The 14,462-nt window shown below is 73.9% G+C and carries 15 protein-coding genes; 8 read left to right on the plus strand and 7 right to left on the minus strand.

Features of this window, described 5'->3' with window-relative positions:
• Positions 1-65: 65 nt before the first annotated feature.
• Both ACZ501_RS05340 and ACZ501_RS05345 read left to right on the plus strand, forming a co-directional pair.
• Positions 66-1,286 carry an amidohydrolase family protein gene (locus ACZ501_RS05340; RefSeq protein WP_361605684.1) on the plus strand — a complete coding sequence of 407 codons (1,221 nt, stop codon included), beginning with the start codon at positions 66-68 and terminating at the stop codon, positions 1,284-1,286.
• Between the two features lie 140 nt (positions 1,287-1,426).
• Positions 1,427-2,278, plus strand: a complete 852-nt coding sequence (locus tag ACZ501_RS05345) for a trypsin-like serine peptidase (protein WP_468792775.1) — start codon at positions 1,427-1,429, stop codon at positions 2,276-2,278.
• 64 nt (positions 2,279-2,342) lie between these two features.
• Here ACZ501_RS05345 and ACZ501_RS05350 read toward each other — a convergent pair whose 3' ends face one another.
• The 6 genes from ACZ501_RS05350 to ACZ501_RS05375 form a co-directional block, all read right to left on the minus strand.
• Positions 2,343-3,248: a hypothetical protein gene (locus ACZ501_RS05350; RefSeq protein ID WP_468792778.1), complete on the minus strand. Its 906-nt coding sequence runs from the start codon at positions 3,246-3,248 to the stop codon at positions 2,343-2,345.
• 186 nt (positions 3,249-3,434) lie between these two features.
• Positions 3,435-3,875 (minus strand): NUDIX hydrolase, encoded by a 441-nt coding sequence (locus ACZ501_RS05355; RefSeq protein WP_361605675.1) that lies wholly within the window; start codon positions 3,873-3,875, stop codon positions 3,435-3,437.
• Between the two features lie 113 nt (positions 3,876-3,988).
• Complete coding sequence (locus ACZ501_RS05360) at positions 3,989-5,206, minus strand: ABC transporter permease (protein WP_468792780.1); 1,218 nt, start codon at positions 5,204-5,206, stop codon at positions 3,989-3,991.
• Positions 5,203-5,910 carry an ABC transporter ATP-binding protein gene (locus tag ACZ501_RS05365; RefSeq protein ID WP_468792782.1) on the minus strand — a complete coding sequence of 236 codons (708 nt, stop codon included), beginning with the start codon at positions 5,908-5,910 and terminating at the stop codon, positions 5,203-5,205. Before ACZ501_RS05365 ends, ACZ501_RS05360 begins: the two co-directional genes overlap by 4 nt.
• On the minus strand, positions 5,907-7,049 hold the full coding sequence (locus tag ACZ501_RS05370) for a peptidoglycan-binding protein (protein ID WP_468792784.1): 1,143 nt from the start codon (positions 7,047-7,049) through the stop codon (positions 5,907-5,909). The genes ACZ501_RS05365 and ACZ501_RS05370 overlap by 4 nt, the downstream gene beginning before the upstream one ends.
• Positions 7,034-7,501 (minus strand): hypothetical protein, encoded by a 468-nt coding sequence (locus tag ACZ501_RS05375; protein ID WP_468792786.1) that lies wholly within the window; start codon positions 7,499-7,501, stop codon positions 7,034-7,036. The genes ACZ501_RS05370 and ACZ501_RS05375 overlap by 16 nt, the downstream gene beginning before the upstream one ends.
• Before the next feature lie 90 nt (positions 7,502-7,591).
• On the opposite strand from ACZ501_RS05375, the gene ACZ501_RS05380 reads away from it, so the two are divergent.
• Genes ACZ501_RS05380 through ACZ501_RS05390 form a run of 3 tightly spaced genes read left to right on the plus strand, consistent with a single transcriptional unit; the run spans position 7,592 to position 10,553 of the window.
• Positions 7,592-8,287, plus strand: a complete 696-nt coding sequence (locus ACZ501_RS05380; RefSeq protein ID WP_361609269.1) for a response regulator transcription factor — start codon at positions 7,592-7,594, stop codon at positions 8,285-8,287.
• On the plus strand, positions 8,284-9,594 hold the full coding sequence (locus ACZ501_RS05385; protein ID WP_468792789.1) for a sensor histidine kinase: 1,311 nt from the start codon (positions 8,284-8,286) through the stop codon (positions 9,592-9,594). The genes ACZ501_RS05380 and ACZ501_RS05385 overlap by 4 nt, the downstream gene beginning before the upstream one ends.
• 23 nt (positions 9,595-9,617) lie before the next feature.
• On the plus strand, positions 9,618-10,553 hold the full coding sequence (locus ACZ501_RS05390; RefSeq protein WP_468792792.1) for a L,D-transpeptidase family protein: 936 nt from the start codon (positions 9,618-9,620) through the stop codon (positions 10,551-10,553).
• Here the strand turns inward: ACZ501_RS05390 and ACZ501_RS05395 are convergent.
• A complete protein-coding gene (locus ACZ501_RS05395; RefSeq protein WP_468792795.1) occupies positions 10,525-11,220 on the minus strand; it encodes a transmembrane-type terpene cyclase in 696 nt (231 codons plus the stop codon). The genes ACZ501_RS05390 and ACZ501_RS05395 overlap by 29 nt on opposite strands.
• Positions 11,221-11,355: 135 nt before the next feature.
• On the opposite strand from ACZ501_RS05395, the gene ACZ501_RS05400 reads away from it, so the two are divergent.
• From ACZ501_RS05400 to ACZ501_RS05410, 3 genes are all read left to right on the plus strand, one after another.
• On the plus strand, positions 11,356-12,303 hold the full coding sequence (locus ACZ501_RS05400) for an LLM class F420-dependent oxidoreductase (protein ID WP_468792797.1): 948 nt from the start codon (positions 11,356-11,358) through the stop codon (positions 12,301-12,303).
• 9 nt (positions 12,304-12,312) lie between these two features.
• The gene (locus ACZ501_RS05405) at positions 12,313-13,110 is read left to right on the plus strand and encodes an SDR family NAD(P)-dependent oxidoreductase (protein WP_468792800.1); all 798 of its coding nucleotides are present in this window, start codon (positions 12,313-12,315) and stop codon (positions 13,108-13,110) included.
• Positions 13,111-13,235: 125 nt separating this feature from the next.
• On the plus strand, positions 13,236-14,369 hold the full coding sequence (locus ACZ501_RS05410; protein WP_362458732.1) for an LLM class flavin-dependent oxidoreductase: 1,134 nt from the start codon (positions 13,236-13,238) through the stop codon (positions 14,367-14,369).
• The last annotated feature ends 93 nt before the right edge of the window (positions 14,370-14,462 follow it).

The following is a 14,462-nucleotide window of genomic DNA, read 5'->3' on the forward strand; positions in this document are numbered from 1 at the left end:
TGTCCGCCGGGCGACTGCCGCGGGAATAGCTGACGGTTCGTCAGTCCAGCGCTACGGTAGAGCGCATGGAGACCTTCCCGAAGATCATCTCGGTGGACGACCACACGGTGGAGCCCCCCCACGTCTGGCGGGACCGGCTCCCGTCCAGGTACCGCGACACCGGCCCCCGGGTCGTCCGCGCCCCCCTGAAGGACATGACCTTCCTCGGCGGCAAGTTCGCCCCCGTCATGGGTGCGAAGGGCGACGACGGCCCCATCGGCGACTGGTGGGTGTACGAGGACCTGCACCGGCCGCTCACCCGCCTCGACACCGCGGTGGGGTACGACCGTGACGAGATCAAGCTGGAAGTCATCACCTACGAGCAGATGCGCCCGGGCTCCTTCTCGGTTCCCGAGCGGCTCGCCGACATGGACGTCAACCACGTCCAGTCCGCCCTCTGCTTCCCCACCTTCCCCCGCTTCTGCGGCCAGACCTTCACCGAGGCCGAGGACCGCGAGCTGGGGCTGCTCGGCGTACGCGCCTACAACGACTGGATGGTGGAGGAGTGGTGCGGCCCCCTCGCGCAGGGCCGCCTCATCCCCCTGACCCTCATCCCCCTGTGGGACGCCCGCCTCGCCGCGGCCGAGGTCCGGCGCAACGCCGCCCGGGGCGTGCGCGCGGTCGCCTTCTCCGAGATACCCCCGCACCTGGGGCTGCCCTCGATCCACACCGACGAGTGGGACCCGTTCCTGGCGGCGTGCGACGAGACCGGCACGGTCATCGCCATGCACATCGGCTCCTCGTCGCGCATGCCGTCCACCTCGGCGGACGCGCCGCCGGCCGTCGGCTCCACCATCACCTTCGCCAACTGCTGCTTCTCGATGGTCGACTGGCTGATGAGCGGCAAGTTCGAGCGCTTCCCCAACCTGCGGATCATGTATGCCGAGGGCCAGATCGGATGGATCCCCTACATCCTCGAGCGCGCGAACGTGGTCTGGGAGGAGAACCGCGGCTGGGGCGGGGTCGCCGACAAGGTCCACCGCCCGCCGTCGGAACTCTTCGCCGAGCACGTCTTCGGCTGCTTCTTCGACGACGCGTTCGGGCTGCGCAACCTCGACGCCATCGGGGCGGGCAACGTCCTCTACGAGACGGACTACCCGCACTCGGACTCCACCTGGCCGAAGTCCCGCGAGGTGGGCGAGGCCCAGATGGGCCACCTGGACCCGGAGGTGGTGGACCGCATCGTGCGCGGCAACGCCATCGACCTGCTGGGCCTGACGGCGGAGGGCCTCTGGGCGGGGGCGTAGGGGGTGTCCGGCCCCGCCCCCGGCCGCGGACCACCCCATCCGGCCACCCGGATCCCGCCAACCCCGCCCCTGCCGCCCTCCGGGCCTTGCACCCCCGCCCACCGCCAAGGCATGCTCGCCAGGGCGAAGCGGGAGGGATCATGGCGGTGGACAAACGGTCCGTGGTGACGGGGGTGCTGTGCGCGCTGGCGGCGCTGGGCGCCTCCGCGGCGGTGGCGGAGCTGGTGCCGCCGCCCGAGGGGGCCGCTCCCGTACGGGCCAAGTCGGCCGCGCCCTCCGCCTCGGCGACCGGGCCCGCGCGGTCGCAGGCGTCGAAGCCCCAGCTCGCCTCGCCCCCGCCGTCCCCCGTGGCCCCCCGGCCCGGCGTGCCCGGCGGACCCGCCACGTTCACCGGCGCCCTGTTCACCGGCGGCCTGGACGGGGAGCACTTCTGCACCGCGACCGTCGTGCGCAGCCCCGGCAAGAACCTGATCGTCACCGCCGGCCACTGCCTGATGGAGGGCAAGCAGACCGGTGGCGGCGGCGCCGTCTTCGTCCCCGCGTACGCCAACGGCGTCGCCCCGTACGGCGTGTGGAAGCTGGAGGAGGTCTACGAGGACGAGCGCTGGGCCGAGGGCACGGACGACGACTACGACCTCGCCTTCGCCCGCCTCGCCCCCGACGCCAAGGGCCGCACCATCGAGGACGTCACCGGCGGCGCGCCCCTGGACACCACCGGCCGTGCGGGCGAGGAGGTCACGGTGACGGGCTACCCCGCCGACCGCAAGGTCTCCCGCACCTGCACGGCGGTCGCCGTGCGCACCGGCGAGCGGGAGCAGCGCTTCGACTGCGCCGATTTCCCCGGCGGCACCAGCGGCAGCGCCTGGATCGGCCGCGACGGCAAGATCATCGGCATCCTGACCGGCGGGGACACGGACGACGTCTCCACGAGCACGGTCCTCGGCGACTACGCGGCCAAGCTCTACGCGAGGGCCACCGCCGCCCCGCGCTGAACCTGGGCCGCAGGGCGGGCGGGGCGGGGCTGCGGGGCGGCGGCGGGGCCGCTGGGCGGCGGTGTCACACACCGCCCTCGATGAGGGTCCAGCCGGAGGAGACGTGGGGGAGCGGGCCGACGTTGGTGTACGCGCCGCCGACGAGCGTCGAGGTCCAGGCGGTCCCGTCGTTCTTGTAGAAGAGCAGGCTGTCCGAGGTCCGGCCCACCTTGTCCCAGATGCCGGAGGTGCCGGCCCGGCGGAAGGAGATGCCGGTGCCGTCGGTGGCCTCGGACACCCCGAACCGGAGCTCGCGGCCCACCCGCGCCCAGGACAGCACCGAGTCGTCCGTCGCGGTCAGCTCGCCCAGGAAGTCGCCCCGCGGGATCTCGCTCCTGTGCCTGTAGACGCCGCCCGTGAGGGTCCCGGCGCCCAGGTTGCTCCAGGGGAACTCGGGCCCGCCGTGGCGGGCCGCGGACACCAGCGTGTCGCAGGAGGCGGCCATCGTCCCCCAGTTGGGGCTGAAGTTGTCGTACGCGCGCACCTGGCGGAACGCGCCGTTCTTGAGGGTGCCCGTCGAGCCGTGGCCGTTGGTCCCGTCGTAGAAGAGGACGGAGTCGCCGGAGGCCTCGACGAAGGTCCAGCCCGGGGCGAAGGCGTGGTGCCTGGTACGGGTGTACGTGCCGCCCGTGAAGGTGCCGGACTCGCCGGCCCCGGTGCTCTTGTCGTACAGCAGCAGTGAGTCGCGGCTCGCGGCGGCGTGCGTGTAGCCGGCCGGGAGGCGCAGCGTCGCCCTGGCCCGCCAGTGACCGCCGGAGAGCGTGCCCGTGGCGGCTTCGCCGGTGCCGGCCTTGTAGAACAGGATCGAGGTGCTCGGCGTCGTCCGGTCGCAGAACGCCGCGGCGGCGCTCGCGGGCGTGACCGGGCCGGCCAGCAGGGCGGCCGTCGCGGACGTGGCAGTGGCGAGTGCGGCCACCAGGGATTTCCTCATGGATGCTCCCCTTCGCTCCACGGCCGGCCCGCTCGGGGCGCGCGCCGCAGCAGTGCGGTCTGGAGGAGGACGCCGGTACCGCCCGGCCCGGCCGGTCGGCAGCCGCGGCTCCGGCCGCTCGCCGCCGGTCGAACGTCCCCGTTCATCCTGCGCTGCCCGCGGGCGCCCCGCATCTCGGCGCCGGAGTCAGGCGAGCAGCCCGAAGTGGACCGGCTCGGCCGGGGTGCGGGCGAGGAGGTCCGCCAGGCGCGGCGGCCACAGGGGCTCGCCGAGGGTGGCGAGGCGCTGCGGGGAGAGCCACTGCCAGTGGATGCCGGGGGCTTCGAGCACCGGCTCGCGGTGGGGGCCCGTGGTGACGTAGATGTGCTCGTGCTGGCGGACCGGGATGCCCTGGTGGGTGAAGTCGTGCTCCCAGGTGCACAGCAGCCGCTGCGGCTCCAGGTCGGTCCACCCGGTCTCCTCGCGCAGCTCGCGCCGCACGCACTCCTCGGGGGTCTCGCCGGGATCCATGCCGCCGCCCGGGGGGAGCCAGTGGATGCCGACTTCGACGTTGTTCTCGCGGAACAGGAACACGGATCCGCTGGGTGAGAGGACGACAATGCGGGCTGCCTGACGTGGAGTTCTCATCAGATCAGAGTAAGTCGGCGAGGTGGGCGGGCGGGAGGGGTCGGTGGTGGGCGGGACACTGACCCCCTGAACGGGATCCCGCCCACACCCGACCCCTCCCGCCCACCCGCCCCCTACCCCGCCCGCAGAGCCAGGGTCGGGCTCAGGCGGGCGGCGCGGGCCGCCGGGTAGAGGCCCGCCAGGGTGCCGATGGCCAGGGTGGCCGCGAAGCCGCCCGAGACCGCCCAGGGCGGGACCACCCAGGGGAGGCCGCCGGCCCGGGCGTAGACCCCCGTGGCCGCCCCGCCCAGGGCGATGCCCGCCAGCCCCCCGAGGCCCGAAAGGAGCAGGGACTCGGTGACGAACTGGATCCGGATCTGCCCCTTCGTGGCGCCGAGCGAGCGGCGCAGGCCGATCTCGTGGCGGCGCTCCAGCACCGAGATGATCATGGTGTTGGCGACGCCGACCCCGCCCACCAGGAGGGCGATCCCGCCCAGGCCGAGCAGCAGGGTGCTGAACGCGCCCTCCGTGGCCGCCTTCGCCTGGAGCGCCGCCGAAGGGTCCGTCACCGAAACCGCGCTCGGCGTACGGGGGTTGGCCGTCCGGGGGATGAGGGCCCGGACGGCGGCGACCCGGTCGTCCGCCGAGCGCTCGTAGACCGCCGTCGGGTGGCCGTCGAAGCCCAGCAGCCGCTCGGCCGCCTCCCAGCCGACCAGGGCCGCGCGTTCGATCTCCGGAGCGAGCGGGACCGGGTCCAGGATGCCGACGACCGTGAAGTGGCGTCCGGCGACGAACACCTGCTGCCCCGGCTCCGTGATGCCCAGCCGCCTCGCCGCGACGTGCCCGAGCACCACCGACGGGTAGCGGCCGGTGGCCCCGTTCAGCCAGCCGCCCCGGGCGACGGAGGCCCGCAGGGTTCCCGGCAGGTCGTCCTTGACGGCCTTCAGCACGATGCCACCGGTCTCCTCCTTCGGGATGTTCTCCGACCGGCGGACGGACTCCCCGACGTCACCCGTGGTGCCGACCGACCGCACCCCCTCGATGCGGGAGATCATGCCCGGGGCCTCCGGGGGCAGCTTCGTGTCCTGCCCCGAGAACATGGCGGCCCCCGGGGTGGCCACGAGCATGTTCGTGCCCAGGGCGTCGAGTTCCCGCAGGAGCTTGGCCTGGCTGGAGGAGGAGATGCCGACCACCGCGATCATCGTCGCGATGCCGATCGCGATCCCGAGCGCCGACAGGAACACCCGTACGGGGCGCGAGCGCAGCCCCGCCGACCCGGCGTGCAGGACGTCGCGCGGCGTGAGCCTGGGCGGTCTGAGCCGCGTACGGGTCCTCGTCCGGCCGCCCGTCACAGCGCCCCCGCCGTATCCGCACCGCGGACGTCCGCGACGATCTCACCGTCGCGGATGCGCACCTGCCGGGGCAGGCTCGACGCGATCTCCTGGTCGTGGGTGATCACGGCGATGGTGGCCCCGTCCTCGTTCAGCTCGTGCAGCAGCTCCATCACCGACCGCCCGGACGCCGTGTCCAGCGCCCCCGTCGGCTCGTCGGCCAGCAGCAGGTCCGGTTCGCCCGCCACCGCCCGGGCGATGGCCACCCGCTGCTTCTGCCCGCCCGACAGCTCGTGGGGCCGGTGCTCCATCCGGTCGCCGAGTCCGACCCGCTCCAGCGCCCGCGCCGCCCGGCGGCCGCGCTCGGCGCGCGAGAGCCCGGAGTACAGCAGTCCCTCGGCGACGTTCGCCCGGGCGCTGAGCCCCGGCACCAGGTGGAAGGACTGGAAGACGAAGCCGATGTGGCGCGAGCGCAGCGCCGACAGCGAGCGGTCCGACAGGGCGGCGACGTCGTGGCCGGCGATCCGCACGGTGCCCGCGCTCGGCCGGTCCAGGGTGCCGACGACGTGCAGCAGCGTCGACTTGCCGGATCCCGAGGGGCCGACGATGGCGAGGAGTTCCCCGCTCAGGACGGTCATGCCGACCCCGCGCAGGGCCACGACCCCGCCCGGGTACTCCTTGGTGACCCCGGCCAGCTCGACGACCGGCCGTGCGTGCTCCCTCACAGCTTCGGCACCCCCACCCGCATGCCCTCCGCGAGGCCGCCGCCGCTGACCTCGACGCGGCCCTTGCCGAACATGCCCAGCTCCACCGGCACCTCGCGGGCCCGGCCGTTCTCGACGACCTGCACGCCGAAGCCGCCGCCGGGCAGCGCGAGCAGCGCGCCGACCGGTACGGAGAGCACGCCGGTGCGGGTCTCTCCGGTCAGCTCCACCGACACGGGGGACTGCTCGGGGCCCTTGACCTCGCCGGGGTGGTCGAAGACGACGCTCACGTCGACCTTGGCCTTCTTGTCCCCGCCACCCCCGCCGCCCCCGCCGGCTCCCGCACCCGATCCGTCCGGGCCGCCCGGGCCGTCCGTCCCCGCCGTGCCGCCCACCGCATCGACCTTCCCCGTCGCGCTGCCGCCGCCCGGCAGCCGTACCGTCACCCCGTCCCCCGCCTTCACCGCGCCCGCCTTCGCCGCGTCCAGCTGGAAGCGGACGATCCGCTCGGTGCCGGTCACGGTCAGCACCGGCTTGCCCGGCCCGGGCTCGTCGCCGAGCGCCGCGTCGGACCGCTTCACCCGCTGCGGCCCCGGGGCGAAGGCGACGTCCTCCCGGGCGACCTCGCCCGTCTCCGGCGCCCTGTGCGCCTTCTGCCAGCGCTTGACCGCCGCCGCCGTACCCGCCGTGAAGGTGGCGTCCTGCGCGTCCAGCCCCGTCCCGTACCCCAGGGCGATCAGGTTCCGCTTCAGCTGCCGGACGTCCTCACCCTTGTCCCCGCTCTTCAGCGGCCGGTACATGGGCGTGGCCCCGTACATCAGCCGGACCGCCTTCCCGTTGACCTCGAAGAGCCGCCCGTCCCGCTCGACGGCCGAACCCTCGGCGGCGATCCAGGTGAGGACCCCCGCCCCGGGCGCGCCCAGCCGGCGCTCCTGCGCGTAGCCGAGGGTGCCGTCCACCTGGAGGCCCGAGCTGAGGTCGCCGCGCTGCACCGGGGCCGTCGCCGGCGGCAGGGCATCGGCGCCGTGTCGCCGCTCGCCGTCCCGCGCGGGCGGGGCCAGGACGGCGTAGCCCCCGCCCGACACGGCCAGGACGGCCGCCAGCGAGCCGACCAGCCACGCCGCGCGCCGCCGCCGGGCCGCCATCAGGCCGCTTCGCACTTCTTCTGGGCCTCCTCGAAGGCCTTCTCCTGCCCCTTGGGGACCTCGATGCCGCTCTTCATGCCGCCGCTGTACTCGGGGTCCTTCAGGTCCACGCCGTTCTCGCGCATGCAGCGGACCCAGCGCAGCTCCTTGTCCTTCTGCTCCTGCGTGGGGCCCTCCCCGGAGCCGGTGCGCATGCCGCAGGCCTTCATGGCCTCCTCCATCTTCTGCGGGTCCGCACCGCCGCCGACCGTCATCGCGTTCGGGTTCTGGCCCGGCTTCGGGTCGGGGGCGTCTATCCCGTGCTCGCGCAGGCACTGGCGCGTCTTCACGGCGTTGTCGGCGTCGGCCCCGCCGCCGCCGCTGCTGCCGCTGCCCCCGCCGGCTGAGCCGTCGTTCGTGCAGGCGGTGACGAAGAGGGCCAGGCCCGTGAGGGCCGCGGCCGTGGTCATGGTCAGGGATCGCTTCATGGGGCGAAGCGTGCGCGGAAGCGGTGTTTCGCTTCTCTCCCGCAGGCCGCTTACAACGGCGAAACGTGCGCCTCCTGTAGAGAGGACGGCATGCGAGTTCTGGTGGTGGAGGACGAGGAGTTCCTGCGGGAGATGATCGCCGAGGGGCTCCGCGGCGACGCGCTCGCCGTGGACGAGGCCGGCGACGGGCTGGAGGCGCTGCGCCGGCTGCGCCTGGGCGAGTACGACGTCCTCGTCCTCGACCGGGACCTCCCGGGCCTGCACGGCGACGAGGTGTGCCGGCAGGTGGTGCGGGAGCGGCTGCTGACCCGGGTGCTGATGCTGACCGCCTCCGGGACCGTACGGGACCGGGTGGAGGGCCTGGGTCTGGGCGCCGACGACTACCTCACCAAGCCCTTCGCGTACGACGAGCTCCTCGCGCGCGTCCTGGCGCTCGGCCGGCGCGCCCACCCGGCGCTGCCGCCGGTCCTGGAGCGGGCCGGGATCGCCCTGGACACCGCGCGCCGCTCCGCCTCCCGCGACGGGCACCGCCTGGCGCTCTCGCGCAAGGAGTTCGCGGTGCTGGAGGCGCTGCTGCGGGCCGAGGGGGCGGTGCTGAGCAGCGACGACCTGATCGAGCGGGTGTGGGAGGAGGAGGCCGGCTACCGGACCAGCGCCGTGCGGGTCACGCTCAGCAAGCTGCGCGCCAAGCTGGGCGAGCCGCCGCTGATCGAGACGGTGCCGGGAGCGGGCTACCGCATCACGGACGCCCCGGACACCCCTCTCCAGAGCGGTGTTCCGCGATGAGAGCGGTGCTCCGTTCCGAGCGCACCCGTCTCACCGCGCTGTACGGCGCGCTGCTGCTCCTCGCGGGCGGCGGCCTGGTCGCGCTGGTCAACGTCCTGCTGCGCACCGGCCTCTACTCCCGCATCAACGGCGCCGTCACCACCGTCATGCCGGGCCTGCCCGTCGCCTCGGACGGCGCCACGCCCCTCCCCGCCGACCGCACCTTCGAACCCGCGCACAAACTGCCGCCCGGCACCGCACCGACCCAGGAGCAGATCGAGCAGTGGCGGGTCACCCAGAACCTCTCCGACGCCGCGGCCCGGGCCGCCCTCCAGGAGCTGACCCTGGTCTCCCTCGTCGCCCTCGCCCTCTTCGCCGTCCTGTCGGTCTGGCTCGCCTGGTGGATGGCGGGCCGCGTCCTGCGCCCCGTCGCGGTGATCACCGAGACGGCCCGCCGCCTGTCGGGGGCGAACCTGCACGAGCGGATCGGGCTCCAGGCCCCGCCGGGTGAGCTCAAGCGGCTGGCGGACACCTTCGACGGGATGCTCGACCGGATCCAGGACCTGGTCGGGGCGCAGCGCCGGTTCGCCGCCAACGCCGCGCACGAGCTGCGCACCCCGCTCGCCGTGCAGCGGGCCGCCGCCGAGATCGGGCTGGCGGGGGATCCGGGGCCGGCGAAGGTGGCGCGGATCCGGGAGCGGCTCATCGCGGTGGCCGACTCCAGTGAGCACCTCGTGGAGTCGCTGCTGCTGCTCGCGGTGTCGGAGGAGGGGCTTGAGTCGGCCGCCCCGGTGGACCTGGCGTCCCTGACGGCGGGGGAACTCTCCACGGCCCTCCCGGCCCCGGCCCCGGCCGCCGCCGCCCCGGCCCCCGCCTCCCCGCCGGTTCCGCTTCCGGGGGCGGAGCCCGCTCCCGCGCTGACCGTCGTACGGGACCTCGTGCCGGTGACGGTGAGCGGCGACGCCGCACTGCTCGGGCACCTGGTGCGCAACCTCCTCGCCAACGCCGTGCGCCACAACCGCCCGGGCGGCCGGGTGCGCGTGACGACCTCCGCCGAGGGGGTGCTGACGGTGTCCAACACCGGCCCGCTGATCGATCCCGGTGACGTGCCGCGCCTGCTGGAGCCCTTCCGCCGCCGCGCGGAACGCCGTCACACCGCAGGTGAGGGCGCCGGCCTGGGGCTGTCGATCGTCGCCTCGATCGCGCGGGCGCACGGCGCGCGCCTCCTCGCCGAGGCCAATCCGGAGCCCGACGGCGGGCTGACCGTCCGGGTCCGCTTTCCCGCGCCGCAGGGACGGCGAGAGACCGCGCTTCACCCGGAACGATGATCAGCTGATGTACCTTCAGGGGGATGAGCAAGCACGCCCGAGCCCGCTCCCGCTTCCGGACCGGTGGCCGTACGCAGCCCCGTACGGGCCCCCGCGCTGCCGGCCGTCGGCGTTCCGCTTCGGCCGGCCGGCCGCCGAGGGCCCTGATCGCCGTGGCCGTCCTCGGCCTGCTGACCTTCGCCGCCGCCTGGCTGCACGCCCTGCACGAGCAGCCCGGCGCGCCCGTCCCGGCGGCCCGCTCCGACGCCCGCCCCCGGGGCCAGGCCCAGGACCGGACCCCAAGCCCGGCCGCGGCTGCGCGGCCGGTGCGGCCCCAGGCGCAGGGGAGCCCCGGGCACGCCGCGCGCGGCACGCCCCGCGCCGACGCCCTGCACGGGCTGCCGGACACCCTCAGTGCCGCGACCCGCGCCCGGATCCCGGGGAGCGCCCGCCAGCTCGTCCTGGTCACCGGCAAGGCCCCGGACTCCTCGGACTCCACCGTCACCTTCTTCACCCGGACCGGCGCCGGCGCCGACTGGTCCCCGGCCGGGCACTGGCCGGCCCGCAACGGCGCCAAGGGCTGGTCCACGGAGCGCGAGTACGGGGACCTGACCTCCCCGCAGGGCGTGTTCTCCCTGACCGACGCGGGCGGACTGCTCCCGGCCCCGCCCGGTACGAAGCTCCCCTACGACCAGGACCGGGCGTTCGTCCCGTCGGGCCTGGGCGTCAACGGCGAGTCGCTGGACGGCTCCTTCGACTACGTCGTGGCGATCGACTACAACCGCCGCACGGCAGTGTCCCCGCTGGACCCGGCCATGCCGGAGGGCGAGGACAAGGGCGGCAACATCTGGCTCCACGTGGACCACGACGGCCCCTCCCAGGGCTGCGTCGGCCTCCCGAAGGAGGCGATGGAGCAGCTGCTGCGGACCCTGGACCCGGCGGCGAAGCCGGTCATCGCGATGGGGCCGGCGGGCTTTTGACCGTACCGGGCCGGGACGTACCGGACCCGGTCGTATCGGGCCCGGTCGCATCGGGCCCGCCGGTGGCGGGCCCGAGGACCAGCAGCCCGATGTAGGCGAGGTCGAAGACGCAGCACAGCACGCCCAGCCCGAGGACGAAGCCGGATCCCTCCAGCACCCCGAAGAGCACGGTCGGCGCGAGGGTCCCGAGCCACTTGGCGACCGCGATGAGCAGCGACTGCCCGCGCGGGCCGCGCCGGGCGGCGTAGAGGGCGATGAACAGGCCCGACATCAGCAGGTTCTGGAGGAACGCCGAGTAGCGGCTGGCGTCGTGCGCCCCGAAGTGCGCGAGGAACAGCCACTGCACGGCGAAGCCGGCGCCCAGGACGAGGGCGCTCCAGGCGGCGAACAGCGGCCGCGTGACGAAGCCGGGCAGCTCGGCGCGCCCGTGGCGCAGGTAGGTGTACAGGATCACCAGGTCCGCGACGGCCCACACCACGTTGACGACGCCCTGCGGGGACACCCCGGTGCGGAAGTCGTTGACGGCGTAGGTGGCCTCCCAGGCGAGGTTCAGCCCGAGTGCGGCGACGGGCATCGCGTACGTCCGGTCCCGCAGTCCGATCCGGGCGGCTTCGACGTACACGAGGGTCCAGGCGAGCCCGCTCACGAGGGTGAGTGTCAGTTCCACGCCCCGCACCCTAGTTCGTGTCGCCGCCGTCCGACCGGGTGCGTCCCGCCGACCCCTTGCCTGACGGTCCGTCAGCTACGACGATGGCCCGGCACCGCACGACGAATCGGCATACGAAGGCGAGGCGGGCCCGGCATGGCACGCGTGTTTCCGCAAGGCCGGCTGGCGTACGGGATGCAGCTCCCCGTCCAGTCGCAGAGCACCCTCTACGCCGAGCCCTGGGAGGCCGGGGCCGGCGCGGCCGACCTCGCCGAGGTGGCCCGCGCCGCCGACCGGGCCGGCTTCGGCTACCTGGCCACCTGCGACCACGTGGCCATCCCGCGCCGGCTCGCCGGGCCCATGGGCACCGTCTGGTACGACCCGGTGGCCACCCTGGCCTTCCTCGCCGGGATCACCGAGCGGGTACGGCTGCTGAGCCACGTCGCGATCGTCGGCCTGCGCCACCCCCTGCTCACCGCCAAGCAGTACGCGACCCTCGACCACCTCTCCGGGGGCCGGCTGGTCCTCGGGGTCGGGGCCGGGCACGTCCGGGAGGAGTTCGACGTCCTCGGCGTCGACTTCGAGCGCCGCGGGGCCGTCCTCGACGAGAGCCTGGACGCCCTGCGCGCGGCGCTCGGGCCCGAGGAGTTCCCGCGGTTCGAGGGGGAGCGGTTCGCCTTCCGGGACCTCGGGCAGCTGCCCCGTCCCGCGCAGGCGCGGATCCCCGTCTGGGTCGGCGGCTCCTCGCCCGCCGCCGTCCGCCGGGCCGCCGTGCGCGGGGACGGCTGGCTCCCGCAGGGAGACCCGCGCGAGCGGATCCCGGAGCAGGTCGCCCGCATCCGCGGGCTGCGGGAGGCGGCGGGCGTCACCGGCCCCTTCGAGGTGGGAGCGATCACCGAGGCGCTCTACGTGGGCGAGCCCGGCTGGGACACCGGCCGGCGGACCCTGACCGGCAAGGCGGAGGCGCTCGCCGAGTCGCTCCGGGAGTACCGGGCGCTGGGCGCGGACCAGATCCAGGTCCGCTTCCGCAGCCGCGACCGCGGCGAGCTCGTGGACCAGATCACCGCTTTCGGGGCCGAGGTGGCCCCGCTCCTCAACGACTAGGGGTACCCCATGGGCAAGCTGGACGGGCGCGTCGTCGTCATCACGGGCGCGGCGCGCGGCCAGGGCGAGCAGGAGGCCCGCCTCTTCGCCGCCGAGGGCGCGAGGGTGCTGCTGGGCGACGTACTGGACGAGCAGGGCGCCGCTGTCGCCGAGGAGATCGCCGAGGAGACCGGCGCGGACCGGGTGCGGTACGTACGGCTGGACGTGAGCCGGGAGGAGGACTGGGCGGCCGCGATGGCGGCGGCGAAGGAGGCCTTCGGCCGGGTGGACGGGCTGGTGAACAACGCGGGCATCCTGCGCTTCAACGAGCTGGCCTCGACCCCGCTGGAGGAATTCCGCCAGGTGGTCGAGGTCAACCAGATCGGCGCCTTCCTCGGCATCAGGGCGGCCGCCCCCGAGATCGAGGCGGCCGGCGGCGGGACCATCGTCAACACCTCCTCCTACACCGGGCTGACGGGCATGGCGTACGTGGGGGCGTACGCGGCGACCAAGGCGGCGATCCTCGGGCTGACCCGGGTGGCGGCGCTGGAGCTGGCGGCGAAGAACATCCGGGTCAACGCCATGTGCCCGGGCGCGGTGGACACCCCCATGGCCAACCCCGGGCTGCTCGACCCGGCGGGGATGACGGACGAGGCCCGGGACGCGATGGCCGAGCTGTACAAGCGGGTGGTCCCGCTGGGGCGGGTGGGGCGGCCGGAGGAGGTCGCGAAGCTGGCCCTCTTCCTGACGGGAGAGGACTCCTCCTACATCACCGGGCAGCCGTTCGTGGTGGACGGCGGCTGGATGGCGGGCGTGAGCGTGCTCTGACCCCCCTTGTCTGACGGTACGTCAGACAAGGCCTTCCGGCTCTCTTGACGGTCCCGCCCCGGCGGTGGAACAGTCGGACCCATCAAATCTGACGGAACGTCAGAAACCTAAGGACGGTGAACCCCTTGGAATTCGGGCTCTTCGTGCAGGGATACGTGCCTGAGGCGCGGTCCAAGGTCGACCCCGAGGCGGAGCACAAGGCGCTGCTCGAGGAGACCCAGTACGTCATCCAGGCCGACCAGTCCGGCTTCAAGTACGCCTGGGCCTCGGAACACCACTTCCTGGAGGAGTACTCCCACCTCTCCGCCAACGAGGTCTTCCTCGGCTACCTCGCCGCCGCCACCGAGCGCATCCACCTCGGCTCCGGCATCTTCAACCCGCTCGCCCCGGTCAACCACCCGGTGAAGGTGGCCGAAAAGGTCACCATGCTCGACCACCTCTCCCAGGGCCGCTTCGAGTTCGGCACCGGGCGCGGCGCCGGCAGCCACGAGATCCTCGGCTTCCTGCCGGGCATCACGGACATGAACCACACCAAGGAGATCTGGGAGGAGACCATCGCGGAATTCCCCAAGATGTTCCTCCAGGAGGAGTACGAGGGGTTCCAGGGCAAGCACTGGTCGCTGCCGCCCCGGAAGATCTTCCCCAAGCCGTACGGCAAGGCCCACCCCGCCATGTGGTACGCCGCCGGCTCGCCCGCCTCGTACGCGATGGCGGCGAAGAAGGGCCTGGGGGTGCTGGGCTTCAGCGTCCAGAAGGTCTCCGACATGGAGTGGGTGCTGGAGCAGTACAAGACGGCGATCCGGGAGGCGAAGGCGATCGGGGCCTTCGTCAACGACAACGTGATGGTCACCTCGACCGCGATCTGCGCGGAGACCCACGACAAGGCGGTGGAGATCGCGGTCAACGCGAACATGAACCGCTTCCAGTCGCTGGTGTTCCGCTACCACGACACCTTCCCGCGGCCGGAGGCGATCCCGCAGTGGCCGGAGACGCTGCCGGAGTACAACGCGGAGATCATCGAGCTGCTGATCGCGGAGGAGCTGCTGATCTGCGGGGACCCGTCGGAGGTCAGGGCGCAGTGCAAGCGGTGGGAGCAGGCGGGGGCGGACCAGCTGTCCTTCGGACTGCCGACGGGGGTGTCGTACGAGGACACGATGACCACGATCAAGCTGATCGGGGAACACGTGATCCCGCACATCGACACGGACCCGGTCCACCGCACGACCCGCTTCCGCCAGGCCGCCGCCACCTCTTCCTGACGCGCCGCTCGCGCGGTGCAGCGCCGGGGCGCCTCACCGGCTCCGCGCCTCGAACGCCGGCGGGGCTGCAACAGCCCCGCCGGCGTTCGAGGC

It is taken from the genome of Streptomyces sp. NPDC034085 (assembly GCF_055575555.1).